General features: G+C 72.2%; 21 protein-coding genes. 11 read left to right on the top strand and 10 right to left on the bottom strand.

From position 1 onward, the window contains the following. Positions 1 to 42 precede the first annotated feature (42 nt). From OG524_RS27970 to OG524_RS27950, 5 genes are all read right to left on the bottom strand, one after another. On the bottom strand, positions 43 to 1,290 hold the full coding sequence (locus OG524_RS27970; protein ID WP_405387953.1) for a S8 family serine peptidase: 1,248 nt from the start codon (positions 1,288 to 1,290) through the stop codon (positions 43 to 45). Continuing rightward, entirely contained in the window at positions 1,287 to 4,598 is a 3,312-nt protein-coding gene (locus tag OG524_RS27965) for a right-handed parallel beta-helix repeat-containing protein (protein WP_405811866.1), read from the bottom strand. The genes OG524_RS27970 and OG524_RS27965 overlap by 4 nt, the downstream gene beginning before the upstream one ends. A 146-nt stretch (positions 4,599 to 4,744) precedes the next feature. After that, a complete protein-coding gene (locus OG524_RS27960) occupies positions 4,745 to 5,956 on the bottom strand; it encodes a ricin-type beta-trefoil lectin domain protein (RefSeq protein ID WP_405811865.1) in 1,212 nt (403 codons plus the stop codon). Next, entirely contained in the window at positions 5,953 to 6,717 is a 765-nt protein-coding gene (locus OG524_RS27955; RefSeq protein ID WP_405387956.1) for a type VII secretion system-associated protein, read from the bottom strand. The genes OG524_RS27960 and OG524_RS27955 overlap by 4 nt, the downstream gene beginning before the upstream one ends. 298 nt (positions 6,718 to 7,015) lie before the next feature. Next, positions 7,016 to 7,252, bottom strand: a complete 237-nt coding sequence (locus tag OG524_RS27950; RefSeq protein ID WP_405811864.1) for a hypothetical protein — start codon at positions 7,250 to 7,252, stop codon at positions 7,016 to 7,018. Between OG524_RS27950 and OG524_RS27945 the strand changes: the two genes are divergently transcribed. Beyond that, positions 7,251 to 8,207: a mannose-binding protein gene (locus tag OG524_RS27945; RefSeq protein WP_405387958.1), complete on the top strand. Its 957-nt coding sequence runs from the start codon at positions 7,251 to 7,253 to the stop codon at positions 8,205 to 8,207. The genes OG524_RS27950 and OG524_RS27945 overlap by 2 nt on opposite strands. Before the next feature lie 28 nt (positions 8,208 to 8,235). On the opposite strand, the gene OG524_RS27940 is transcribed toward OG524_RS27945, so the two are convergent. Next, positions 8,236 to 9,222, bottom strand: a complete 987-nt coding sequence (locus tag OG524_RS27940) for a DMT family transporter (RefSeq protein ID WP_405387959.1) — start codon at positions 9,220 to 9,222, stop codon at positions 8,236 to 8,238. Beyond that, positions 9,219 to 10,037: an SDR family NAD(P)-dependent oxidoreductase gene (locus OG524_RS27935; RefSeq protein ID WP_405387960.1), complete on the bottom strand. Its 819-nt coding sequence runs from the start codon at positions 10,035 to 10,037 to the stop codon at positions 9,219 to 9,221. Before OG524_RS27935 ends, OG524_RS27940 begins: the two co-directional genes overlap by 4 nt. A 142-nt stretch (positions 10,038 to 10,179) precedes the next feature. Between OG524_RS27935 and OG524_RS27930 the strand changes: the two genes are divergently transcribed. Further along, the gene (locus OG524_RS27930; RefSeq protein ID WP_405387961.1) at positions 10,180 to 10,761 is read left to right on the top strand and encodes a TetR/AcrR family transcriptional regulator; all 582 of its coding nucleotides are present in this window, start codon (positions 10,180 to 10,182) and stop codon (positions 10,759 to 10,761) included. A gap of 203 nt (positions 10,762 to 10,964) precedes the next feature. Next, on the top strand, positions 10,965 to 12,044 hold the full coding sequence (locus OG524_RS27925) for a BTAD domain-containing putative transcriptional regulator (protein ID WP_405387962.1): 1,080 nt from the start codon (positions 10,965 to 10,967) through the stop codon (positions 12,042 to 12,044). Here the strand turns inward: OG524_RS27925 and OG524_RS27920 are convergent, their stop codons facing one another. After that, positions 12,045 to 12,707 (bottom strand): cutinase family protein, encoded by a 663-nt coding sequence (locus tag OG524_RS27920; protein ID WP_405387963.1) that lies wholly within the window; start codon positions 12,705 to 12,707, stop codon positions 12,045 to 12,047. A gap of 162 nt (positions 12,708 to 12,869) precedes the next feature. Between OG524_RS27920 and OG524_RS27915 the strand changes: the two genes are divergently transcribed. The 5 genes from OG524_RS27915 (at position 12,870) to OG524_RS27895 (ending at position 20,948) form a co-directional block, all read left to right on the top strand. Further along, on the top strand, positions 12,870 to 14,531 hold the full coding sequence (locus tag OG524_RS27915) for a peptidase M23 (protein ID WP_405387964.1): 1,662 nt from the start codon (positions 12,870 to 12,872) through the stop codon (positions 14,529 to 14,531). Positions 14,532 to 14,801: 270 nt separating this feature from the next. Next, on the top strand, positions 14,802 to 16,325 hold the full coding sequence (locus OG524_RS27910; protein WP_405811863.1) for a peptidoglycan DD-metalloendopeptidase family protein: 1,524 nt from the start codon (positions 14,802 to 14,804) through the stop codon (positions 16,323 to 16,325). A gap of 16 nt (positions 16,326 to 16,341) precedes the next feature. Beyond that, positions 16,342 to 18,375 carry a family 43 glycosylhydrolase gene (locus OG524_RS27905; protein ID WP_405387967.1) on the top strand — a complete coding sequence of 678 codons (2,034 nt, stop codon included), beginning with the start codon at positions 16,342 to 16,344 and terminating at the stop codon, positions 18,373 to 18,375. Between the two features lie 240 nt (positions 18,376 to 18,615). Further along, positions 18,616 to 19,425 (top strand): serine/threonine protein kinase, encoded by an 810-nt coding sequence (locus tag OG524_RS27900; protein WP_405387968.1) that lies wholly within the window; start codon positions 18,616 to 18,618, stop codon positions 19,423 to 19,425. Then, positions 19,422 to 20,948, top strand: a complete 1,527-nt coding sequence (locus tag OG524_RS27895) for a serine/threonine-protein kinase (protein WP_405811862.1) — start codon at positions 19,422 to 19,424, stop codon at positions 20,946 to 20,948. Before OG524_RS27900 ends, OG524_RS27895 begins: the two co-directional genes overlap by 4 nt. Here OG524_RS27895 and OG524_RS27890 read toward each other — a convergent pair whose 3' ends face one another. Continuing rightward, the gene (locus OG524_RS27890) at positions 20,949 to 22,064 is read right to left on the bottom strand and encodes a PP2C family protein-serine/threonine phosphatase (RefSeq protein WP_405387970.1); all 1,116 of its coding nucleotides are present in this window, start codon (positions 22,062 to 22,064) and stop codon (positions 20,949 to 20,951) included. A 590-nt stretch (positions 22,065 to 22,654) separates the two neighbouring features. Between OG524_RS27890 and OG524_RS27885 the strand changes: the two genes are divergently transcribed. After that, on the top strand, positions 22,655 to 22,924 hold the full coding sequence (locus OG524_RS27885; RefSeq protein WP_405387971.1) for a hypothetical protein: 270 nt from the start codon (positions 22,655 to 22,657) through the stop codon (positions 22,922 to 22,924). Positions 22,925 to 23,086: 162 nt separating this feature from the next. Here OG524_RS27885 and OG524_RS27880 read toward each other — a convergent pair whose 3' ends face one another. Further along, positions 23,087 to 23,695: a TetR/AcrR family transcriptional regulator gene (locus OG524_RS27880; protein ID WP_405387972.1), complete on the bottom strand. Its 609-nt coding sequence runs from the start codon at positions 23,693 to 23,695 to the stop codon at positions 23,087 to 23,089. Positions 23,696 to 23,788: 93 nt separating this feature from the next. On the opposite strand from OG524_RS27880, the gene OG524_RS27875 reads away from it, so the two are divergent. Next, entirely contained in the window at positions 23,789 to 24,538 is a 750-nt protein-coding gene (locus OG524_RS27875) for an SDR family NAD(P)-dependent oxidoreductase (RefSeq protein ID WP_405387973.1), read from the top strand. Positions 24,539 to 24,869: 331 nt separating this feature from the next. Then, positions 24,870 to 26,072 (top strand): right-handed parallel beta-helix repeat-containing protein, encoded by a 1,203-nt coding sequence (locus tag OG524_RS27870; RefSeq protein ID WP_405393059.1) that lies wholly within the window; start codon positions 24,870 to 24,872, stop codon positions 26,070 to 26,072.

The following is a 26,072-nucleotide window of genomic DNA, read 5'->3' as shown; positions in this document are numbered from 1 at the left end:
GCCCCCACAGTCCTTCGTACGGCACCCGACGGGGAGAGGCCCTCAGGCCTCTCCGGTTCCGCCCGCTCCCGCCGGACGCCAGCCCCGGGCGCGGGCCCGGGAGAAGGCGAGGACGGCCCAGAGGACGGCCAGGACGGCGGCGGATCCCAGCAGGACGAAGAGGACGGCGCGGCCGGCGGCCCGGTCCGCGACGGACGTGTCGCGGACGGTCACGGGGGCTGCGGCGGGCTCGGCCGCGGCGGGCTCGGCGGAGTCGCCGAGGACCGTGGTGACGGCGGCGTAGGCGTCCAGCTGGGGGATGTCGGCGGGGTACGCGGTGGCGGTCAGACGGCGGATGACGTCGTCCGGCGAGTCGTCGGGGTGGGCGGCGCGGACGGCCGCGGCGGCCCCCGCGGCGTAGGCGGTCGCCACCGGGACGCCCGCGCCGAGGTAGTGGCCCTCGCCGCGCGGGCCACCGGAGACCACTCCGGCGCCGGGGGCGGCCAGGTCGATGCCGTCGGTGGGCAGGGAGCCGTCCGGGCGGGTGCCGCCGGGAAGCATGTCGGCGACCGAGAGGACGCCGGGTTCACCGGCCGGCCAGTAGGTGCGGGACGGAACCTCGTCGGTGCCGCCCCGGGACGGCGGGTCCGGGGTGGCCGCCGCGACGACCACCGCGCCCGCGCGGCGGGCGTCGGCGACCGCACCGCTCAGCGCCGCGTCCTGGCGCGGCAGGGCCACCGCGACCGCGATCACCCCGGCACCGGCCTCGGTCGCCGCGCGCAGCGCGTCCACCACGAGGCCGGAGTCCGCCTGCCCGCGCCGGTCGGTGCCGCGCAGGGCCAGGATCTTCGCGCCCGGGGCGACCCCGGCGAGACGGGGACTGTCCCCGCCGGTCCCGGCGATCAGCCCCGCCAGGAACGTACCGTGTCCCACGCAGTCGTCAGCGGCCTCGCCCGGGGCGGTGACCCGGCCGGCGAGCCCGGCCGCGTCGGGGGCGACACCGGTGCCTATCAGGGCGACGGTCACGCCCGCACCGGTGCTGTGCTGATGCAGCCGGTCCAGGTCGAGGCGCTGGCGTGACCAGTCCTGCTTCTTCGCCTTCTCACGGGAGGCGGGGGTGCAGGCCACCGCCTCGGCCTCGGGATCGAGGGCGAAGGGCATGCCCGGCAGTTCCTGGCCCTTCTTCCCGTCGGCCGCGGGGACACCCGACGGGGGCAGGGCCTGTGCCGGTACGGCCGTGGCCAGCAGCAGCGCGGCGGTGAGGCCAGCACCGGACAGCAGGCCGGCGATCCGGCGTGCGGGCGGCCTCATCGGGGAGCCACCTCCGGTGCCACGGCGGTGACGTCGGCGGGCAGGAGGACGCGCAGGTCGTCCAGGGTGGGTGCGGCCAGCGAACTGAGCCGTCCCGCCTGCTGGGTGACCATCGACTCGACCACCTGGCGGGCGAGGCGGGCGTTGCCGAAGGAACGGTCGCGGGGCATCGAGTCGAAGTACTCCTTGAGCAGCGGGCCGGTGCCGGGTCCGCACTCGTAACCCATGTGTGTGGCCTGGGCCCGCACGATGGTGACCAGTTCCTCGGAGGAGTAGTCGGCGAAGGCGATGCGACGCGGGAAGCGGGAGGAGAGCCCCGGGTTGGAGGCGAGGAAGCGCTCCATCTCGTCGGTGTAGCCGGCGACGATGACGACCACCTCGTCGCGGTGGTCCTCCATCAGTTTCAGCAGGGTGTCCACCGCCTCCTGGCCGAAGTCGGCGCCGCCGCCGCGCGGGGTGAGGGTGTACGCCTCGTCGATGAACAGCACGCCACCACGGGCCCGTTCGAAGACCTCGCGGGTGAGCTGGGCGGTGTGGCCGATGTAGCGGCCGACCAGGTCGGCGCGGGCCGCCTCGATCAGCTGGCCCCGGTCGAGGACCCCGAGCTGGGTCAGGACCTCCCCGTAGAGGCGGGCGACGGTCGTCTTGCCGGTGCCGGGCGGACCGGTGAAGACCAGGTGGTTGCTGAGCGAGGGGACCGGCAGCCCGGCCGCCGCACGGTGGCGGGCCGTGGTGATGAGGTTGACCAGGTTCGCGACCTCGCGCTTCACCTCGGCCAGGCCGATCATGTCCCCGAGGCGGGTCAGCGGGTCGTCGTCCGGTACGGCGGCCTCGGAGGCCTTCGCCGCGGCGGTCACGGAGACGTCCTCCGGAAGCAGCATGCGCAGATCGCGTTCGCCGACCTGCGCCTGTTCGGAGAGCCGGACCGCCTGCCGGTCCACCATCTCCTCGAACACCCCGCGCGCGGCACGGCCGTTACCGAAACCGGCGTCCCTCGGCATCGCCCCGAAGTGCGCGGCGAGCGCCTCCGCGGTGCCCTCGCCCAGCTCGTACTGGTGCTGGGAGCACATGCTCTCCATGATCGCGACCAGGTCGGGCACCGAGTAGTTCTCGAACTCGACGGTCCGCGAGAAACGGGACGCGAGACCGGGGTTGGAGCCGAGGAAGGAGTCCATCTCACGGGAGTAACCGGCCGCGACCACCACCACGTCGTCGCGGTGGTCCTCCATCAGCTTCAGCAGGGTGTCCACCGCCTCGCGGCCGAAGTCCGCGCCGCCGTTTCCGCTGTCCGCGGTGAGCGTGTACGCCTCGTCGACGAACAGCACGCCACCGAGCGCCCGTTGGAAGGTCTCGGAGGTCTTGATGGCGGTACCGCCGACGACCTGGGCGACCAGGTCGGCGCGGGAGACCTCCACCAGGTGCCCGCTGCGCAACGATCCCAGCTCGGCCAGGATCGCCCCGTAGAGGCGGGCGACGGTGGTCTTGCCGGTGCCGGGCGGACCTGCGAAGACCAGGTGTCTGCTCATCGGCGGTGCGGGCATGCCGAGTTGCTGGCGGCGCTGGGCGAGCTGGGTCAGATTGACCAGCGTACGCACCTGCTGCTTCACGTTCTCCAGGCCGATCAGCGCGTTGAGGGCGCCGAGCGGGCCGTCCGCCCGGTCCGTCGGGGGCGCGTCCGCGGCGCCGGAACCGGCCGGGTCGGTGTTCTCCGCGCTGCCAGTGCCCCAGGCGTCCCGCTTGCCGTTGCCCGTGCTGTTCAGGCCCTCCACGGCGAGCCGTTCGCCGGGTGCCGTCTGCACCAGGCCGCCGCCCTCGTTCTCCCGGGCGAGGCAGTTGACCAGCGAGACCGGTGCGGTGGACTCCACCCGGAAGCCGTCCTGGGCACCACCGGTGGCCTCGCAGCCGCTGAGCGAGGCGAGCGCGCCCTCGTGGAGCAGGTAGCCGTGGCCCTTGGGGGCGTGCACCGCGGTGCGGTTGGCGGTCAGCTCGCCGCCGGCGGCGACCACCATGCCCTCTTCGCCGGACATCTCGACGCGGAAGTCGCGGACGGTGACGTTGCCGCCGTCCTCCACGACCAGGCCGCTGGTGGCGGTGTCGGAGACCCCGCCACCGGCCAGGTAGAGGGTGCTGCCGGAGGCCACACGCACGCCCGCTCCCTTCGGCCGGACGATCTCGCAGTCCTCGGCGCGGCCCCGGGCGTTCCTGGTGGCCGCGATGCCGTCGCCGACGGGCTCCACGAGCCGGGCACGGCGCAGCAGCGGGTTGGCGCCGCCGAGCACAGCGACCGCGGGCGAGCCGCCGATCACCTCCAGGCGGTCCAGCTCCGGCGCCGAGTCCTCCTCCAGGAGCAGCCCCGCCCCGTCGCAGTCGCGGACGGTCAGGCCGGTGAGTGCGGGCGAGGAGGCACCGGCGACCCGCAGCGCCGCGCCCTGCGCGCCGTCCACCCAGCAGTCCTCGAAGGTGCCACGCGACCGGTCGGTGACCACCACACCGTGTCCGCGGACGCGTGAGACGCGGCAGCGGCGCAGCACCGGGTCGGTGCCCCCGGCCAGCGCGATCCCGTTCCCGGAGGCTCCGGTGACACGGACGTCCTCCAGCGTCGTGCGGCCCTTGCTGCTCAGGTGCACACCGGTGCTGGTGTCGTGCACGACGGTACGGACGACCGAGACGGCGGAGTTCTCCTCCAGCGCGATGGACGGCTTGTCGGTGGAGGAGATGTCGCAGTCCTCGACGGTGCCGCGGGTCTCGCCGTTGGCGAGCAGGCCGTTGCCGCGGGCGTCTCGTACCGTGCAGTCACGGACGCGTGCCTCGCCCTGCTCGGCGAGGACCAGGCCGCTGGTGCCGAGGTGTTCGAGCGTGCTGGACTCCACGGTGGTGGGTGTTGCCGAGGTCACCACGATGCCGGCGCCCTGCGGGTTGCTCACCCTGCAGTCCCGCAGCACGAGGGAGCCTGTCCCGCCGGCCAGCATCGCGGTCCAGGCGGCGCCGACTATTTCGCAGCCGTCGAACGCGGCCTGCCCGCGCCGCACGTCCACGGCGGGCAGTTCGGCGTCGCCGCCGCGCAGGGTCAGTTCGGAGAGCATCACGGCGTCGGCGCGCAGCGCGATCACGCTGCCCGAGCGAGGCCGGATCTCCACCGTTCCCCGCCCCTCGGCGGCGGTGAGGGTGACCCTGGTGCTGACCACCAGGTTCTCCGCGTACGTCCCGGGCCGGACGCTGATGAGCGCACCGGTACGGGCTGCGGCGAGTGCCTCACCGATCGTCCGATAGCGGTCCTTGGGACCGACCGACAGTACCTGGCGCGACACGCACCAACCTCCTTGCTACGGCGGCGTCATATGCGGACTCCCCCATTCGCCGGGGGCGCTTGTCGGCGAGCCGACGATGCCATCATGCCTCGTCCCCGGTGCGTACGGGTTCCGGGAGCGGCGCTCCCGGCGTCGAGGCGTTGCGGTCAGGTGCTCCACTTCTGGGCGTCGTTGCCCGTGCAGGTCAACAGTTGCAGGGCCGCCCCCCGGTCCCGGTTGGCACCCGCGATGTCGACGCACATGCCGACGGCCGTGTTGACCAGATCGTGGGCGCCGTTCAGGGCGAACTTCTGGGCGGCGTTGCCGTTGCACCAGGCGATCTGGATGGGGGTGCCGTTGCTGAAGTTCGCGTTGGCGACGTCCAGGCACTTGTCCTTGATGCGGATGGTGCCGTCCGACGCGAACCGCCACATCTGCGCGGGGGCGTTGTTGCAGTCCCACACGTGCAGTGCCTTGCCGTCGCTGAAGTCGTGGTTCGGTACGTCGATGCAACGGCCCGAGAGATGGCTGCGGAAGGAGACGGCGGCGCTGAAGGTGACGGCCGGAGGGGCCTTCGCGGGCTGCTTCTGCGCACTGCCGGCCTCCTTCGTGCCGCTCTGCTCCTTCGGCTGCTCCTTCGGCTGCGCCTCCGGCTCGGCGGCCTTCTTCGGCGTGTCCTCGGCCTTGTCCGGCACCGGTGCCTTCTGCCCCGGCTTCCCGGACGCCGGGTCGTCGGTGTCCTTCTTCCTGTCCTCGGCGGTCGGGGAACCCGTGCCGTCGGGGGTCACCGCGAAGTCGCCCGGCGCCTCCTGCCCGCTCCCGTCGAGCACGGTCCCCGCCGCCGCCACCGACGGCCGCTCGGGGCCCTTGTCGTCGTTCCCGGCGATTACCAGCAGCGGCACCGACACGAGCAGCGCCCCCGCCACCGCGGCCCCGGCCAGTACCGCCTTGCCCGGCCTGCCCACCGGCCCGGCCTTTTGCTGCGGCCGGCCGATCGCGGTCGCGGTCATGGTCCGTACGAGCGCGGGCAGACGGCTCTGCGCGACAGCGGCGGCACCGGGGTCGGCCTCGGGCTCGGACGGGGCGCCGCCGGGGGCGGCCTCGGGCGCGGTGGTCGTGCCCTCTCCGGCCTCTCCGGACGCCTTCCCGGCCTCCCCTTCGGTCTCCGGGGTCCCGGGGGTCTCGGGGGTCTCCTTACGGGCGTTTCCGGCGGCCTCCGCCTCCGCGGGCCCGGACCTGGGCTCGGCGGCGGTGGAGGGGGTGGGGCCGGGGGCATCAGGAGCGGCGGTCGATGCGCTCGCGACGGGCTCCTCGGCAGCGGACTCCGCACGAACCTGCGGAGATGAGGAGACTGGGGGTTGTTGGGACGAACGCGTCACGGGGTCCTCCCTGTGGTACGGGGCCAGGGTTCGGATGGGCTGTCGGTCCGGTCCGCGGAGGGGGTCACCGCCGTGGCGCCGGCACCCTCCACGGCCGCGGCGTCGGCTGCGGACATTCTCGCGACGTCTGCGGCCCGCGCAGCATCGAGAAGGCTGTCCGCCGGTACGAAGAGGGGGGCCGCGGCCCCCGCGTTGACCATCAGCATGGTGCCGGAACCCAGCAGCGAGCGGGCCAGTTCCTGTGCTGAGGACGCGTCATGGAGAAGCGCCGCGGGCATGAGCTCGTGTACGGGTGAGGTGTACAGCAGGACCACCGGCGCCCCGTCCCGCCCGGCGGCCGTGAGCGGCCCGCCGTCCGGACCACGCACCACGGTGACGTCCGCCTCCGCGAGCGCGGCGAGCGCCGCCTCCACCGAGCCGTAACCCGTGGCGGCTCGCTGCGCCGCCGCGTCCACCGGGTCGGTGGGCTCCGGCCAGCCGAGCACGCGCGCCGACGGCCGGTACGCCGGGTTGGCGCGGTATTCGCCCACGCCCCCGCTCTCGTCCGACTGCCACTCCCCCAGCACCGCCCACTCGGCCGGCGTCCGCTCCTCGGTCCACTCCGGGTCCACCACCCCGACCCAGTGCCCCGGCGCCCGGCGGGCTGCGGCCTTCACGGCCTCGGGTATGCCGGGGGGTTCGGGGTCGGCAGTCGGGGCGGAGGATTCAGGGCTGCCGAACGGGCCGCCGCTCAAGGCCTCTTGATGTTCTCCGGGCCGCATCTCCACCTGAACTCTTGGGTCTGTACGCACTCTCAGGTGCTGAACGGCATGCGCTCGCACGCCGACGCTGATCAGATCGGGGAGTCAACAGGATGTCACATGAGCTGTGTCCATGGGGTTTCACCCAGCGCCCGTTTGAGGCGTCCATGTGTCCGTTTACTGACCGAGTGGAGAACTTTCCGGGAGCAGTGAGGCACAGGAGGACATAGCGAACGGAGGTGTCGGGGCGAGAGGCCGGTCCGCGCCCCCACGACCGGCTACGTTGTGTACGCCATCGGCCTCTTCGGCGTACGGTGCCTCACCCGCCCGGACATCCGGAACGTGGCCGTTCGTTCGGGTATGCCTCACAGTTCGGAAAGCCGCCGGACCAGCGGCCGCCCTCGCGCAGGGTCGCGCGGATCTCGACGGCGAGGACCGGGGACCCGGCCCACCACGGTCCGGCGATCGCCAACTCCCCCGCGGGCCAGCAGGTGTACGCCAGGCCCATCGGACCGCTGCGCACCAACGGCTCCGCCACCGAGAAGGAGTACCGCATGTCCTCCCAGCAACCCGCCCCCGGCGCGAACGCGGCGGCGGCCACCACCCCCGGCGAACAGGAGGCCGTGACCGGTCCCCCGGCCTCCCCGCCGGCCGAGGAGACTCCGGCCGCGGCAGCCGCCACCCCCGAGGCGGAGTCCGGCACCACGCCGGCCGGGAGCACCGCCGCCACCCCGGCTCCGGCCGCCGCACCGACCGCCGAGGCGCCCGAGGAGGGCGTCGGCGTGGCGACGACAGCCGTGGCGGCACCGGGCACGAAGACCGCCACCGGCGTCAACGGCGGACGCCCGGGTGCCCCGGTCCTGGCGGGGGCCGCCTTCATCGGCGCGGCCCTGGTAGCGATACCCCTGCTGCTGGTGGGGAGCGCCAACGACAAGGGGCCGGACAACACGCCCATGCGCCCGGTGGCGGGAGGTGCCGACACCGTCCTCAACCCGAATTCCGCCCCCGCGGCCCTTGAGGACTACGTGGCGGGGAAGCCCAGCCCGTCCCCGACCAAGGAGAAGCCGAAGGCGGTCGAGCCCCCGAAGGCTGCCGTCGCCCCCGCACCGCCCGCACCCTCCCCGGCGAAGACCCCGGGGGCGAAGAGGACCACGTCCGAGCCGAAGCCCAAGGTGGCTCCCGAACCGGACTGGACCACGGTGACCGTCTCCGCGCCCAGCGTCCTGGAGGTCGACCAGGCCTGGACCACCAACCGCATCCGCATGATCATGCAGGCCGACGGCAACCTCGTCGTCTACAACGAGCACGACAAGCCCATCTGGGCGGCCATGACCTTCGGCCAGAACCACCGTGCGATCTTCCAGCCCGACGGCAACCTCGTCATCCACAACGGCGACGACCGTCCGATCTGGGCTTCCAAGACCCACGACCACGGCGGCGCCCAGCTGGTCTTCCGGGCCGACGCCAAGGTGGCCATCGTGCACAACGGCAGGGTCGTCTGGTCGACCTGATCACGGACGGTGGCGCGCGGAGCCGCCCTCACGGCCTGGCCTCGCGGTCACTCGGCGCACCCCGTCGCCCTCGACCGCGCCTCGACGACGTGAGGCCGGAGGAAGCACGGGCCCATCGGCCGGAGCCGCCGCCCCGCACCACACCGCCGCTCGCCGCCGGTCGGCGCAGCCCGATGACGACACCCGTGGCGACGAGCAGGGCGCCGGCGACGTCCGCGAGGCCCGCCTCGCCGAGTCCGAGTGCGACGGTGGTGAGCAACGCGCCCACCGGGACGAGTCCGGCGAAGAGTCCGGCTCGTTCGGCACCCAGTCGTCGCAGCGCGTCGTACCAGAGGAAGAAGGCGATGGCCGTGACGAGTGCGCCGAGGTAGGCGAAAGCAGCCGCTTCGGTGGGGGTGGGCAGGCGCAGGGCACTGGTCCCGTCCAGGGCGATGCTCGCGGCCAGCAGCATGGGCACGGACAGTGCCGCGGAATAGGCGGCGACCCTCAAGGGGCCGAGTCCGGGCAGCAGGGGAAGGGCGAGCAGGGAGAAGGCGACCTCGCCGGCGAGCGCCCCCAGCGACAGCAGCACGCCGTGCGCACTGCCACCACCGAGCCCGGCGGCGACGGCCGCCCCGAGGGTCACGACCGCCGCGGCTCCGACGATGCGGGCGGCGGGCCGGCGGCGTTGCGTCAACGGCCCGACGAGGGCCAGGACGACGGGGATCGCTCCGACCACGGTGCCGATCATGGCGGGGCTCGCGTGCCGGGTGGCCTCCACCAGGAGGATGTTGAAGCCGGCCAGGCCGGTGGCGGCCAGTGCCGCCAGCAGCAGGAAGTCACGGGGCGTCAGGCCCGCCCGGGGTAAGCGCCGGTGGCGTACGACGGCGAGGAGGATCGCCGCGGCGAGCGCGTAGCGCAGGGCCTGGCCGCCGAGGACGGGGTAGTCGGCGATCGTCGCGGAGACGGCGGTCGACGTGCCGACGAGCAGCATCGCGGCGGCGGCGCCCGCGGCCGGCACCGTGGAGGAACTCATGCCGAGTACTCCTTCGGCTGCGGGGCGGTGCCCGAGGGGGTGAGGACCTTACGGGTGACGCGTTCGGCGACGGCGGCGACCAGGGTGCGCGGCCGACGGGGCAGCAGATGTGCGGCCAGGGCGTTGCCGAGTCCTGGGGTGACGTAGCCGCGGTCGCGGTCGAGTGCGCGCAGGGCGGAGCGTACGACCGGCTCCGGAGTGGTCATCGAGCCGTTGACGGCCGCCTTGCGGGTGCCGATCGCCTCGAAGAAGGGGGTGTCCACCGGCCCGGGGCACAGGGTGAGCACGCGGATGCCACGCCCGCGGTACTCCTGGCGCAGGGCGAGCCCGAAGTTCAGCACGAAGCCCTTGGCCGCGCTGTAGACGGCGAAGTACGGGGAGGGCTGGAAGGCCGCGGTGGAGGCGACGTTGACGACCGCGCCCGTGCCGCGTTCCAGCATGCCGGGGAGCAGCGCGTGGGTGAGGTCGACGAGCGCGACGACGTTGACCATCAGCTGATCGTGGTCACGGCCCGGGTCTATGTCCTCGAAACGGCCGCACGTGCCGAACCCCGCGTTGTTGACCAGCAGGTCGACGCCGAGGCCACGGGCGGTGAGCCGGTCGGCGATCCGCCGTGCCGCGTCGGGCTCGGCGAGGTCCTGGACCAGGACATGGGCGCGGATGCCGTGCTCCGAGGTCAGACGCTCGGCGAGGGCGGTGAGCCGGTCCTCGGAACGCGCCACCAGGACCAGATCGTGCCCACGGGCGGCGAGCTGTGCGGCGAACTCCGCGCCGAGTCCGGATGAGGCACCGGTGACGAGCGCTGCGCTGTGCATGGGAAGACTCCTTCACTCGATGAGCAACTGAGACAGGAGAGTACCTACTCACTAGGTAACTGCAACAGCTTTGACTCAGATATTTCGGAGATGGTGCAGCGGTGTATCGTTTTGGAGGTCAAGCGGATGAGTGGGAGGCGCCATGGGTGGGACAGGGGCACGACCGTTGCGGGCGGACGCGGAGCGCAGCGTGCGCGCGATCCTGGAGGCGGCCGAACGTGTGCTGTCCACGGATCCGGGCGCGTCGATGGAGCAGATCGCGACGGCGGCGGGGGTGGCCAGGACGACGATCCACCGGCGATTCGCCCACCGGCAGGCGCTGATCGAGGCGCTGGTCTCGTCTGCCGCCCGCCAGCTCGCCCAGGCCGTGGAGGACGGCCGCCCGGACACAGCCCCTCCCCTGGTGGCCCTGCACCGGATCACGGCCAATGTGCTGGAGGTGAAGGGTGCCTGGACATTCGCCCTGGAACTGCCGGCCGATCCGGACAGCGAAGCGGCCGCTCTGCACCAGAACATCGGCCGACGCTGCATCACCGTGCTGGAGCGGGCCCGTGCGGAAGGGCTCGTCGACGAGGCGGCCGACCTCTACTGGCTACGGCGGGTCTACTACGCGCTCCTCGGGGAATCCCTGCACGGGAGCCCGGACGACACCGGCATCGACACCGACACCCTGGCCGCCCGCATCATCGACACCCTGCTGCACGGCGCCGGACCGCGCGCCTGAGCGCGGACACGGGCCGGGACCGCCCGGTACCGCCGCGTCCGGACGAGCCGACGACGGCCGGGCGGCTGTACGCCCCCCGTCCGCCGCCCCCTCGGGAACCCGCACGTGTCACTCCGGATCGTTCCGGATGCCCCGCCCGACGCTCCCCCCACTAACTTGTCGACGCCCGCCAGACCGACCCGTCCGGAGCCCGGGGAGCAGCGATGCCGACGACCGTCACCACCTTCCGCCCCACCGCCACGCTCAGGAATCAGGAACGCCAGGTGCTCTCCGCGGTCGGCTGCGGCCTGCGGGACGACGAGATCGCCGCCGCTCTCGCCATCCCGGAGGACACCGTGGCCGAGCACCTCGCGCGGATCCTGGTGAAGCTCGGTCTGCGTGACCGGGCCGCCGCCATCGTCCACGCCTTCGACTGCGGTCTGGCCGTCCCCGGCAACGGCCCCCGCACGCGGCCGGTGGGACCGGCTCCCCGGAGCGTCTCCGTGCGGGCGGCGGGGCCGAGGGTACGGATCTCCCTGCTCGGGCCGTTACAGGCATGGCGGGACGGCCGGCCCCTGAACCTGGGGCATCTGCGCCAGCAAGCCGTCCTGGCGGCCCTGGCGCCGGTCGCGGGGCGGTCCTTCAGTCAGCAGGAACTGCTCGACGGCGTATGGGGGATGGAGCCGCCGGTCGCGAACGTGGTGCCGGTGTACATCTACCGGTTACGCAAGGCCCTGCGCGTCGGGGGCGGTCCGGACTCGGTCATCGAGCGCGGACTCCGTGGATACCGGCTGGTCCCCGGCGCCGTCGACGTGGACGTGGCACGCCTGGAAAAGCTCGTCACCGGCATCGGGAAGGCCGATCGCGCGGGTGACCCCCTCGATGTGGTCCGTCTCTGTACCCAGGCGCTGGAGCTGTTCCGCGACGAACCCCTGGCCGGCCTGCCGGGGCCGCTCGCCGAGCTGGAGCGGCTGCGGCTCGCCGAGCGCAGGATCGCGATCGTGCAGCGGAAACTGGAGTGGCAACTGCGCCTGGGCCAGGACGCGCAGGCGATTGCCGAGCTGTTCGCCCTGTCGGCCGCGCATCCCCTCAACGAGCCGTTGGCCGCGATGCTGATGCGGGCCCTGTTCCGTAACGGGCGCCAGGCCGACGCCCTGACGGTGTTCGAGCGCGCCCGCCGCCTTCTCGCCGACAACCTCGGGGTTGCTCCGAGCCGGATGCTGCGGCGGGCGCACCAGATGATCCTGCGCGGTGACGAGGCCGGTCTCGGCCTCATCCCCTCGGCAGGGTCCAGCGGCCCCTGATCACCAGGCGGCGGGGTACCAGGCGCCGTTGTACCACTGCTCGTCGGCGCTGTCGTTGTGGTGATCCATGTTGAAGTCCTCGGGGTAGTTCACGACATGGTTGTGCGGGTACGTCCAGATGCCGGCGGACTCGTCGCAGACGTAGTCCCAGTGACAGATCGTCTTGACCGGTACGTCGCCGAAGAACCTGTCGGCACCGGCGAGCGGGGCACCGACGATACCGCCGAACGGCACGGATCCCCCGTTGGCGCCGGGGTTTCCCTGACGCTTCGGGTCGGCGATGAGAACGGCGTTCACGTTGTCGAAGGTCTGCCAGTTCTCGGTGACCCAGGTGTGCACCACCGCGGCACCCAGGGAGTACCCGCCCATCTTGACGTGCTGGCCCGGGCACGCGGCACGCTGGTCGCGCACCAGCCGGTTCAGCTCGTCGACGCCCGCCCGGGCGCTCGCGCCGTTGGGAATCTGGGTGGGATACCCGACGTGCTGCTGGATGTCGCCGGTGAAGCCGTCGTTGTTCCACGAGCTTCCCGTGCCGCCGACGACGATCGTGTAAGTGCCCACGCACGGAGCCGCTGCCGCCTGCGCCGTGGACGTCTGCATCGCCGAAAGCCCCGCCGTCAGCAGAAGTCCGGCCAACGCGGCCGTGGTCCTCTTCGCTCGCATCCGATTCCTTCCCATGGGGGTCTGCCTACGGCTCAGGACCTTGGCAGTGGCCGATGACATCCCGATGAAACGCACGCGGGAAGGCCGATTCCATCGGTATTTCATCGGTGCTTCCTACTGTCGGCCGCCGACGACCGGAGTTCACGACGGAAGGGCACCCCCATGGAAAGACGCGGCTCATACCGCATATGCACCGCACTGGCCTTGCTGACAGGTATCTGGGCGCTGGTCATCGGGATGACGACCTCGGTCGCCGTCGCCCGGCCCGAACCCGCTCCGGGGGCGGGCGACGACCGGTCCGGTGTCTCCCGGTATTTCAGCGGCCCTCAGGGCCTGGCCATTCCGACGGCGCCGTGCGACCCGGCGGGTCCGTCGGCCACCGACGGCGTCATGGCCGACCAGCTCAACCCGCAGCTCGGCGCGAAGATGGCCGGCTATCTGAACGCGTACAAGATGTCCTGCGCGCGCATGGTCACGCAGGCGGTGAAGGACCGGGGGCTCAATCAGCGAGCCGCGGCGACCGCCATCGCCACGATCATCGTGGAAACCAGCATGAACAACTACTCCGAGGCCGTCGACCACACCAGCATCGGACTGTTCCAGCAGCAGGACTGGTGGGGCACCCGGGAGCAGCGCCTGAACCCGGCGTACGCCACCAACGCCTTCCTCGACGCGATGGAACAGCTGTATCCGGGCGGTTCGTGGAACAACGCGCCGATCGGCGAGGTCTGCTGGCGTGTGCAGCAACCGAGGGAGGACCTGCGTTACCTGTACGGGATCGAGGCGGGCGACGCCACACTGATCGCCAACGCGTTGTGGTCCGGTACGAGCGCCGGCCCCAAGCACCCCTACGCCTCCGGCCGGGTCGTGTCCGGGCGGTCCGCGGACGGACGCATGGAGGCGTTCGCCGCCGGTGCGGACGGCGTCCATCACGCCTGGCAGACCGCGGTGAACGGCGCCTGGTCGCCGTGGCGGGCCGTGGGCGGGCCGCGCAACGCCCAGCTGGCGGTGGCGTCCAACGCGGACGGGCGACTGGAGCTGTTCGCGCTGTCGGACAGCACGCTCGATCACATGTGGCAGACCGGACCCAGCGCCGAGTGGTCGGCCTGGGAGAACTTCGGCACCGGGGGGTCACGACTGGCGGCGGGCAACAACGCCGACGGCCGGATCGAGGTGTTCGCCTCCAACGCGGACGGGGTGTTCCACCGCTGGCAGACCGCGCCCAGCGGTGGCTGGGCCGCCTGGGAAGGCACCCACGGCGGTCCGGCCCACGCGCGCCTCGCCATGGAGAACGCGCCCGACGGCCGACTTGAGGTCTTCGCACTGTCCGACTCGACGTTCGAGCACCTGTTCCAGACCGGCGTCAACGGCGGGTGGTCCGCCTGGGAGAACTTCGGCACCGGAGGACGCGCCGTCACCGCCGGCCACAACCAGGACGGCAGACTGGAGGTGTTCGCCTCCAACGCCGACGGGGTGTTCCACCGCTGGCAGACCAGCCCCACCTCGTGGTCCGAGTGGACCGGAACCGGCGGGATCCCGGACGCCGAACTGGCCACGTCGCGTTCGGTCGACGGGCGGGTCGAGGTGTTCGCGATCAACGCCACCACCGCGAGCCATGCCTGGCAGACGGGCCCGAACGCGGCGTTCTCGCAGTGGGAGAACTTCGGCGGCGGCGGCACGTCGATCGGTGCGGGCAACAACGCCGACGGTCGCATCGAGGTGTTCGGTACCAGCCACGCCGGTGTCTACCACCGATGGCAGACCGGCTTCGCCACCTGGTCCCCATGGGCCTGGCTGAACGATTCCGGCCCCGCGATGAACTGAGGCCTCTCGTTCGGATCACGCCGGAGCTCGCCGGCGGCGGCGCTGTCCATCGCCGTGAACCACTGCTCGGACAGCGCCGCCGCCCGGTGCGTGGGCGCTCACCTCGACGACCGGCGACAGCAGGCGCCTAGCCGACCCGCTCCCGCCTGTCAGTCCGTAACCTTCCGGGGTCTCCCGGGCCCGCGCTGTTGCTAGCTTCCGTACCGCCCGTCCGCACGACCCCGACCGTCCATCCCACTCACCCCGAGACTGCCAAGGGGAGGAGGACTCGTGCTTCCAGGGCTTTCCCGACGCACGCAGACCTGGGTTCTCGCGGCGACAGCCGCTCTGTTGCCGCCCACGCTGCTGCTGCCCGCGACTCCGGCCGCCGCCGCCCGTACCGCTGTCGCCGCCCCCGCGGCCTGCCCGGCCGCCGGCTTCGTGTCCCAGCACTTCCACGACGGCCACAACGGCGTCGACATCGCCAACTCCGTCGGCACTCCGATCTACGCCGTGGGCGACGGCGAGGTGACCATCTCCGGGTACGAGAGCGGCTACGGCCAGTGGATCCGGATCCGGCACCCCGACGGAAGGATCTCCGAGTACGGGCACATGACCCGGCGGGACGTCTCCGTCGGCGACCGTGTCCTGGCCGGCCGGCAGATCGCTCTGATGGGCTCCGAGGGACAGTCCACCGGACCCCACCTCCACCTGCGGATCTGGGGAGACCCGTCCACCTCCTACGGCATCGACCCCGAGGTCTACCTCGCCGAGCGCGGCGTCGTACTCCCCTGCACCCCGGGCAGTGGTCCGCGGCCCCGACCGCCGGTGTATCCGGCGGAGTCGGGCCGGGTCGTGTCGGCCCGGTCCGCGGACGGGCGCCTGGAGCTGTTCGCCGCAGGAGCCGGCGGCATCCACCACGCCTGGCAGCAGGAGGCCAACGGCAACTGGTCGGAGTGGGAATCGCTCGGCGGCCCCGGCAACGCCGAGCTCGCCCTCGCGCCGAACGCCGACGGACGCCTGGAACTTCTCGCCATCAACGGGGACACCTTCCAGCACCGCTGGCAGTTGAGCGCGTCCGGCAACTGGTCGGGATGGGAGACCTTCGGCGGTGGCGGCAAGGACACCGCGGCCGGTGTCAACGCCGACGGCCGCATCGAGGTCTACGCCTCGGGCCCGGCAGGGCTCTTCCACCGGTATCAAGTCGCCCCGAACGGCGGCTGGTCGGGATGGGAGTCCACGGGCGGCGGACCCGCCGACAGCCGGGTGGAGATGGGGAAGGCACCCGACGGGCGCCTGGAGGTCTTCGCTCTCAACGGCAGCACCTTCCAGCACCGCTACCAGAACGCACCCGACGGTGACTGGTCCCCGTGGGCCGGATTCGGCGAGGGCGGCCACGACCTGACGGTCGATCACAATACCGACGGCCGTCTGGAGGTGTTCGCCTCGGGTCCGGTCGGCGTCTTCCACAAGTACCAGACGAGCCCCACCGGTTGGTCCGGATGGGAACCCATGGGCGGTCCCGCGGACTCACAGCTCACCAGCGAACGCACCCCCGACGGCCGCGTCGAAGTCTTCGCCATGAGCGGCACCACGGCCATGCACATCTGGCAGACCGCCGTGAACGCCCCCTACAGCGCATGGGCGGCCTTCGGCACCGGTGGCACCGAGGTCACCGCCGCCACCAACGCCGACGGCCGCATCGAGGTGTTCGGCACCAGCCACGCCGGCACCTTCCACACATGGCAGACCGGCTTCGCGACCTGGTCCGAATGGATCTGGCTCAACAACTCCGCCGGCCCCGCGGTCGGCTGACCCTCCGAAGGAACTCATGCTTGCGATCAGCAGACGGAGCCTGCTACTCGGTGCGGCCGGCGCCGGCGCCCTCCCGTTCCTGGGCGCCGGCCAGGGCATCGCCGCCGCGGCCTCCGAGGACGCCCCGCCCCCTCACCAGGTCGCCGCGGGACCCTTCGCGTACGTCTACGACCCGTCCACCTCCGCAGGCCCGCGGTATCTCAACGACCACACGTTGATCAAGGCACAGGGCCGGTGGCACCTGTTCGGCATCGTCGGGAACAGTGCGCCGCGCGGCGAGGCACCGGACAGCGCGGCGGAGATCTCCTTCGCCCACGCCTCCGCGCCGAACCCGTACGGACCGTGGACCAGCCACCCCGACGCGCTCGTCGTCGACCCGTCCTACTTCGGTGAGGAACACCTGTGGGCGCCGCACGTCGTCGAGGCGGACGGCGGATTCTGGATGTTCTACGCCGCGGGCGGCGCGAACGGCGCGGCGATCAACCTCGCCACGTCGACCGACCTGTCCACCTGGACCCGCGAACCGTCCGGCCCGCTGTTCCGGGGGCTCGTGGCGCGTGACCCGATGGTGCTGCGGGCCGGCGGCGAGTGGGTCATGTACTACACCGAGCTCTCCGGCCCCGGCGGCCACCACGTCGTCGCCCACCGGCGGTCCGCCGATCTGCGTCACTGGAGCGAGCCGGGCGTCGTGTTCACCGACGCGAGCACGGACACGACCGTCTCGGTCACCGAGTCGCCGTATGTCGTCGAACGGGACGGCTGGTACTACCTGTTCATCGGTCCGCGCAACGGCTACGAGGGCACCGACGTCCTCGCGTCCCGGGATCCGTTCCGTTTCGAGCTCGCCGGATACACGGGGCATGTGCCCGGTCACGCCGTGGAGGTGGTCCGTGACGGGGAGAACTGGTACGCCGGTGCGGCGGGCTGGTTCCGGAACGGGCTGTACATGGCGCCCCTGTCGTGGCGGGACACACCAGCGCCGTGGCAGAGCCCCGACAACCCGGTGGCCGGCCTCGACGTGGACGGCCGCCTGACGGTGTTCGCACTCGACGCCACCGACCGGGCGATGCTACGGCGCGTCCAGCTCGACCCGCACACGGACAGCTGGTCGCAGTGGGAGCCCTTCGGGGGTCCGGCCGGTGCGGTTCCCGCACTCGGGCGCACCACCGACGGCAGGCTCGAGGTGTTCTCGCTCGCCCCGGGCGGCGCCGACCTGCACCACCGGGTGCAGCGGCCGGACGGCGGCTGGTACGACTGGGAGGAGTTCGGCGGCCCGGCCGGTGCGGCTCCCGCCGTCGCCCGCGACGCCTACGGCCGGCTGGAGGTCTTCGCCCCGAGCCCCGGCGGCGCCTCCTTCGCACGGCGACGGCAGAGGGCGGCCGGGTCCCTGGCCTGGGACCCCTGGGAGCCCGGATTCGGCGGGCCGGCGGGCGCTCCACCGGTTGTCGCCGCGAACGCCGACGGCCGGTTGGAGGTGTTCGCCCTCGCACCCGGCGGGGCGGGCATCGACCACCGTTGGCAGGAGACCCCCGGCGGTCCCTGGACCGCGTCATGGCACCGATTCGGCGCCGCGGCCGGCGCCGCGCCCCAGGTGGCCCGGGACGGCAGCGGCCGACTCGCCGTCGCCGCCGTCGGACCGTCGGGGGCGGGCACCTTCCTCCGGCGGCAGGCCGTGCCGAACGGCGGCTGGGGCGAGTGGCTGCCGCTGTTCGGCTGGAGCGCCGCCGCCCCGGCGTTCGCCGTGAACGCCGACGGCCGGCTGGAGGCGTTCTCCCTGACGCCCGGCGGAGCCCGGCTCGACCACCGCTGGCAGGTCGCTCCCGGCGGCGACGTACACCCCGGCGGTGAGTTCGGCGAACCCGGCATCCGGCTCGTCGCCACTCCCACGGCGGCGCTCGACGCCACCGGGCGGCTGCACGTCTTCGCCGTCACCGCCGCGGGCAGGGTCCGGACCCGCGTCCAGACAGTTCCCAGCGGCGGATGGCAGCCGTGGACGTCCTTCGGGGACCGCACGGTCGCGCCCCTCGTGTCGGGCAGCCCCACCCTCTGAACGGAGCGTACGAATCCCGTCAGGTGACCGGACGGCGCTGCCTCGGCCCCCACCCCTCACCCGCCCCGGACTCCTGCCCTCCCCGTACGGTGACTTTCCCCACTGCGCGCGGTCCGGACGGGTCATCCACAGCCCGGAACGACCAGTTCCGGCGATGTGGCCGAAGTGCGCCGGTGTACTCCCCCGGGAGATGAGTATCGTTCCGCTGGTCCGGCAAGCGACGCGTGGAACGGGGGAGCGGTGAGTGGCGTAGTCGTCCATCTGCCGCGGGGAAACGGTGGCGCCGACGGCGGCGAACCGCACGGTGACGCGGTGACGTTACGGCTGGGTCCTGGCGAAGTCGCCCGCTTCGGACGGGGCTCCGCGAGGATCCCCGTCGAGCTGCGCCTCGACGACCCGGCGATCTCCCGGATCGCCGGGGAGATCCGAGTGACCGACGACCACTGGCAGTTGACGAACCACAGCACCACCCACAGCTATCTCGTGGAGAACCCGGAGGGGGCGGGGGAATACCTGCGGGTTCCACCACGCCGGGTCGGGGCGCCGATCCCGTTCGAGTTCTCCCGCGTCGTGCTGCCCACGCGCGGTGAAGTCCCGGTCTCCTTCCAGGTGTTCGCCCCCGACCACGTCTATCTGGACCCCGAGGCCATGGGTGTCCCCTGGGGGAGCAGCACGGTCACCGCGTATTCCCTGAACGAGACGGCCACGTACTTCCTCGTCCTCGTCGCGCTCTGCGAACCGCGCCTGCGTGACCAGTCGCGCGTGGCGGTCCCCACCACTCCCAAGATCGTCGAACGGCTCCGGGGTCACCCCACCTGCGGTGAGCTGACGGCGCGGGCGGTGAGTTCGCACATCGACTACCTCGCCGGGGAGAAGCTGCGCATCGGCGTCCCGGACGCACCCGAGCCCGGCAAGGGCGACCGGCGCAACGGCAAGCGGGAGGAGATCGTCGGGCTGGCGCTGCGGTTCGGGCTCGTACGGGAGGAGCACCTCCGGCTGTTGCCGCCCCTGGCAAGAGCCGGAGGGCGGGAGCGGCAGGCCACGCGATGAGACCGCCGCACGGCCCGGGGGGCGCCACGGGATGCGACCTGACGGACGTGCTGCCACCCGGCAGTCAGGTCGGGAACTGGGTGGTCGACCGGCTGATCGGTTCCGGGGGGTGGTCCACGGTGTACGCGGCGCGCCCGGCTGATGCTCCCCCGGCCGACGGGCATCCGGCCGACGGGCATCCGGCCGACGCGCACCCGGCCCCGACCGGCGGGACAGCCCGGCCTCCGGGCCCTGCCGATGTCGCGCTCAAGATCATGCCCACGGCCGGGCTCGCGCCACGTCAGGCGCGCAGGATCGTGGAGTCCGCCCGCCGCGAGGTCGAGCTAGGGCGCAGGGCCGGGCATCCCCGGCTGATCGGCCTCCTGGAGTGGTTCGTTCTCGCCGCACCCGACCGCCCCTCCCTGGAGGGCGCGATCGTGCTGGTCATGGAGCGGGCCGCCGGCAGTCTGCGGGAACTGGTCGACGCGGGGGTTCCGGAGGCTGATCGCGGCCGGCTGATCGCGGGTATCTGTGAAGGGCTCGCCCATCTCCACCGGGCGGGCTGGGTCCACGCGGACCTCAAGCCGGAGAACGTCCTGCTGGGCCGGGACCGCTCCGTGAAGCTCTCCGACTTCGGCCTCGCGACGGAGCTGACGGGGACCCACGGGTACGCGCCACCGATGGGCACCCTGGACTACTTCCCGCCCGAGCGCTGGAGGGCTCCCCTCGGCGAACTCGGCGTACGGGTCCGGCCGACCGCGGACATCTGGGCGCTGGGCATCGTCATCCACGAGGTGTTCGCGTCGGGCGGCTCACCGTTCGCCGGGGCCACACCCGTGGCACGGGGCGCCGCGGTCCAGGAGTACGGCGAGGGGCGTACGCCGCTGCGCATGGACCACACCGTGCCGCCGTTCTGGCGTGCGCTGGCCGCCGACTGCCTCGCACCGACCCACGAGACCCGCGCCCCGCACACCGCGGAGAGCCTGCTCGCCCGCATCGCCGCACACCAGGAGGCGCCCGGGGCGGCACGGAGGCGGGGTGGCCGGGCCCGCGCCGCCGTCCTGGCCACGGCGCTGTGCGGGATCGCCGGCGCGGCCCTGTGCTCGGACGCGATACGGGCGACATCGGCCACGCCTCCCGGACCTGCGGGTGTCACGATCCAGGTGTACAACGCGGAACGGGCCTGCCGGGAGCGGGCCGACCGGGCCCCGCGGTGCAGCCTGGGTCTGGCGATCGACCCCAGGCGGCCCTACACGGCGGAGAACGTCGTACCGAGCAGGGTGTGGCACGGCGACGTGCTGACCGCCGACTGCGAGGTGCTGGACGGGGAGCCCATCATCGACGAGGAGGACCGGCGGTCCACCCGCTGGTTCCACGTCCGCCTGCCGACCGAGGCCCCGCCCTCCACCGCCTGGATCCCCGCCGTACGCACCGAGGAACGCGCGGTGCTGCCGGAGTGCCCCGGGCGTTCCGACGTGAAGGGCGACGACGGCGGCCCCTCACCGGTGGGTGGCCCGGGGCGGACAGCTGGATCGGCCGGGTGATCAGGCCCTGGGCGTGGCGGTCCGCTCGATGACGATCATGGCGGCGTCGTCGTTCAGGTATCCGCCGACGTGGTGCAGCAGGTCGCGCCGGAGACGGCCGAGGAAGGCATCGGGGTCGGTTTCGGTCCAGCCGGTGACGCGCTCGGCGAGCGGGTAGAAGGCGCCGGTGGAGTCGCGGGCCTCGGTGACACCGTCCGTGTACAGCAGCAGAAGGTCTCCCGGCTCGAACGGGAAGCTGTCCACGTGGTAGAGCGGATGCGTCAGTTCACCCAGGCCCAGCGGAGGTGCGGGACGTGGGGCGTACATCGTCGTCGGCCGGCCGTCGCGCAGAACGAGCGGCGGCGGGTGCCCGCAGGAGATCATCTGGACCGGGCCGTCCCCGTCGGGGATGTCCAGGACGGTGGCGGTGATGAACGTTTCTCCGTACCGGTCCGACTCGCCCTGCTCCGTCAGGTCCCAGCACACGCTCCGGTCGAGGTACGTCAGCAGCTCGCCCAGGCTCGCCCGACGGTGGGCCGCGACGCGGAACGCTCCGAGCAGCAGGGCGGCGTCATTGACCGCGGAGATCCCCTTGCCCCGCACGTCGCCGACGATCAGCCGGGTGCCCGAGGTGGTACGGGCCACCGCGTACAGGTCCCCGCCGATCTGCGCCTCGGCCTCCGCGGCAAGGTAGAGGGAGGCGACGCGCAGCGGTCCGACCTGCTCGGGCAGCGGCGGCAGGACCACACGCTGGGCGGCGTCGGACACGTAGCGCACCTGCGCCAGCTCTCTGGCGTGGCGATCCCGCAGGACGCAGAAGATCACGAGACTCGTGCTGACCAGCACCAGGGCGATGATCTGTGCCTCATGGTTGGCCGAGAGCAGCTCGTCCGGATCGCGCAGCACCCCGATGGCCGTCTGCGCGACCACCGCCAGTGCGGCGACCAGACCCACCGTCCGGGGCCCGCCGACCGACGGCGTGATCGCCGGGGCGGCGACGAGCAGCGGACCCAGATGGATGTCGGACGGCGCGAAAACGTCGGTCACGGACACGGCGACGATCCACGCGACAGGGACGGCGACCCACGCCCGACCCGCACGCACCGGCCGGCGAAGTCGTTCCTCGCGCTGCGACATGACTCCTCCCTACACCGCCCCTGCCCTGCTCGCACCAGCAGGGAGAGGCAGCGCCGGAGGCGAGCTGTCCGCGCGCATCACCGAAATCGCGTTCGAGGACATCGCCGCAGGGTCGGCCGGCTCGAGCGCGGTGAAGTCGTCGGACGGTTGGCCGCCGCCTTCGGCTGACAGGCCGTGGAACCGTCCTCACCCCGCCGAGGGGGTGATGGGTCCCATGCCAGAACGCCGCCGACGGTCGTCGACAGGTCGCGATGAAGGGCATCGAAGGCGAGAGCAGCGTCTGTCTCGTGCACAGACACATGAGGGGTCATCAACCCGGCCGGTGACACCCGCTCCCGGCGCCCCGGACGGCCGATCACCTCGCCGAGACCGCGTCGCACTCGAACCGGCGTCCCTCGCCGACAGGAAATGCGCCTGTCGGCGGCGCGGTCCGAGGCGAGAGCTCTCCGATGCCCGGCCTGCCGGTCGATGACATTCACGAAGTAGCCGCAAGGGTCTTGCCTCACGTGGCCGCCCCCTGACCGCCGGACAGCAGACATCCTACGTCTGCTGTCCGATTCATGGGCTTTACATCGAGGCAAGGAGTGCACATGAGCGACGAAACCTTCAGCGGAGTCACGAGGCGGGGCGTACTGGTCAGCGGCATGGCCGCGACAGCGACGGGCGCTGTGGGCACCGTCACCGCAGCAGGGCCGGCGACGGCGGGTCCGCTCACCGCCCCAGAGGCCGGCGCCTGTCCACCGGCCGATCCGACGAGTCGGCCGCACAAGCACTTCGCCTTCGACACCGGCCTCTGGAACGGTCACCGGGAAATGGTGAACGGCCCGATCGAGATGGGCGGTTTCGTCAGTACCGGGTGAGTACGCGCGCCTCACCCCTCGGCACGGCGCGCGTCGGCGATCCCGCCTGCCCGCGCTCGCCGAACCGTCCGGCACCGCGGCGCTCCACACTTCGCTCCACGGATCCTCCGCCGACGCCCTCGACCGTCAGGGCCGTCAGGGCCGTCAAGGCCGTCAAGGCCGTCAGGTAGGCGGCCAGCTCTGCATGGCCATGTCGGCCACCATCTGCAGGTCGTCACGGGTGGCACCGCTGGCGGCTTGGACCGCGATGCCGTTCGCGACGGTCATGAGGTAGCGGGCGAGCACTCCGGGATCGGTACCGGGGGGCAGATCGCCTTCGTCGACGGCTCGCCGGAACCTGTCACGGAGGCGGGCGGTGTGCTCGTTGCGCCAGGCGACGAGGACGTCGCGGGCGTTGCCGCCCGGGTCGCCGGCGGCGAGGGAGCCCTGGACGCCGAGGCACCCGGCAGGCGAACCGGGGTGGGTCGTGGCCCGGACGGAGCCACGCAGGAACACGGTGGCCACCTGCCGGGCGGTCGCCTCCCGCACGGCCTGGGCGCCGTAGGAGGCGGGACCTTCGGCGTAGCGCTCCAATGCCTTGCGGAACAGGTCCTCCTTGTTCCCGAAGGCCGCGTACATGCTGGTACGGGTGATTCCCATCGCGCTGGTCAGGGCGGTGAGGCTGGCGCCTTCGTAGCCCTGCTCCCAGAAGACCCGCATGGCGCGCTCAAGGGCCTCATCGGCGTCGAAGCCCCTCGGCCGGCCGATCGGTGCCTTCCGCGTCATCTCCATGGGGATCACCATACCCCTTCCGTACCGGTCGGTGCAGATGTGCTAGCGTCTTTTCAGTACCGATCGGTACCGAACTTCGTGGAGGTTGTTGACATGGGGCAGCTCGAAGGCAAGACCGCCGTCATCACCGGCGGCAGCACGGGGATCGGTCTGGCCAGCGCCGTACGACTGGCGGCCGAGGGTGCACACGTGTTCATCACGGGCAGGCGCAAGACCGAGCTGGACAGGGCCGTGGAGACCATCGGCCCGGCAGCGGCCACCGCGGTGACGGGTGACATCTCCGACCTGGCCGACCTGGACCGCCTGTACGACGCGGTCCGTGTCCGGGGCCGGGGCCTGGACGTGGTCTTCGCGAACGCCGCCACCGCGTCGTTCGCGACACTGGAGGAGGTCTCCGAGGAGCACTTCGACCAGGCCTTCGGCGTCAATGTCCGGGGCACACTGTTCACTGTGCAGAAGGCGCTGCCGCTGCTCAACGACGGCGCATCGGTGATCCTCAACTCCTCGGTGCGCGCCGACGACGGTGTGGCGGCGTTCGGCACGTACGCGGCCTCCAAGGCAGCGGTGCGTTCCTTCGCCCGGACCTGGGCCAACGAGCTCAAGGACCGCAACATCCGGGTCAACGCGATCTCCCCCGGCACCATCGACACCCCTGGACTCGACGCCCTGGTCGACACGCCGGACACGCCCGTCACCAAGTCCGACTTCACCGGAGTCGTCCCACTCGGCCGGATCGGGCGCACGGACGAGGTCGCCGACGTGGTGGCTTTCCTCGCCTCCGAGCAGAGCAGCTTCTTCCTGGGAGCCAACCTCTACGTCGACGGAGGCGAGAAGCAGATCTGACCCGCGGCGGCATCCGTCGGCGGGAAGGAACACGCCAGGACGGACGTCCCGCCGCCCGTTGACCCTCCGCGCACCGCTCGTTGTCCGCAAGTGCCGGGAGGAGGACAGGTCCCCGCGTGCCGCTCGATGTGGAACTCGTCGCGGCCGAAGCCGTCGTTCTTGCGGTGCCGGCGGGTGGAATCGACCGGTAGTGGCCCGGTGACCGTGACCTGGTGTTCGCGGGCTGCCTGTTCCGGACGCGGGTCGGCCGGAAGACGTCCGGGTCGGCCGCTTGTGCCCGGCAACTCATCCGGCACCCTGTGGCGACAGGGGGGTGGAGGCGGCACCGCCCATGTGGGTGCGGGCCGCCGCCCTACCAGCACCTCTAGGAAAGGACCCGACTGCTGTGAGCAGCACCGGACGCCACCGCAGGACCCGTACGCTCGCCGTCGCCGTCGCCGCCGTCGCCGCGGCCGGCGCGGGAGGCGCCTTCCTGGGTCTCGCGCAGGATGAGGCCGACGCCGCCGGGACCGTGGTCGTCTCGACGACCGCGGCACTGCAGAGCGCGGTCGCCCAGGCCACGGCCGGCACCGTCATCCAGGTCCGCGGCGGCACCTACTACCCGACCACCACCCTGAAGAGCACGGCCAACGGCACGGCGGCCGCGCGGATCACCCTCACCGCGTACGGCAGCGAGAAGGTGCGGATCGACGGCTCGAAGCTGCCCGCGGGGTCCTGGCTCGCCGGGATCTACGGCGACTACTGGACCGTCCAGAACGTCACCTTCCAGAAGTCCCCCGCCCAGGGCTTCGTCGTGACCTCGTCCGTCGGCGGCATCTTCAAGAACATGGTCACCGCGGACAACGGTGATTCCGGATTCACCCTGCGCGGCGACGGAACGACCGGCAACCTCGTCCAGAACCTGGACAGTCACGGCAACTACGATGCCGCGAACCACGGGCAGAACGCCGACGGGATCGCGGTGAAGTTCGGTTCCGGTACCGGCAACAGGATCACCGGGGCGCGCCTCTTCAACAACGCGGACGACGGCTTGGACCTGTGGCAGTTCGCGAGCGCCGTCACCATCGAGCACACCTGGGCGTTCGGCAACGGCAGGAACCGCTGGAACGACCCCGCCTTCGAGGGCAACGGCAACGGCTTCAAGCTCGGTGGCGGCGGTGCCGTCGCCGCGCACGTGGTGAACAACAACGCGGCCTGGGACAACACGCTCCACGGCTTCACCGAGAACAGCAACCCGGGCCAGATCCTCCTGAACCGCAATACGGCTTACGTCAACAAGGAGTCCGGCTACTACTTCGCCACCGGAAAGGCCCGGCTCGCCGGGAACCTCGCGGTGAGCAACACCACCGGGCTCGCGAAGCTGGGAAGTTCCACGGTGTCGGCGGGCAACAACTGGGACAGCGGGGTGGCGACGCCCGCCTTCAGGTCCACGGATGCCGCCACCGTGTACGGCGCCCGCCTGGCGGACGGCTCGCTCCCCGCGACGGCCTTCCTGACCACGGGCAGCAGCACGATCGGCTCCACCATGGACTGA

This window comes from Streptomyces sp. NBC_01520 (assembly GCF_045040375.1).
Taxonomy (GTDB): domain Bacteria; phylum Actinomycetota; class Actinomycetes; order Streptomycetales; family Streptomycetaceae; genus Streptomyces.
Note: the sequence above shows the minus strand (reverse complement) of the source record. Positions and strands in the feature narration are given on the sequence as shown.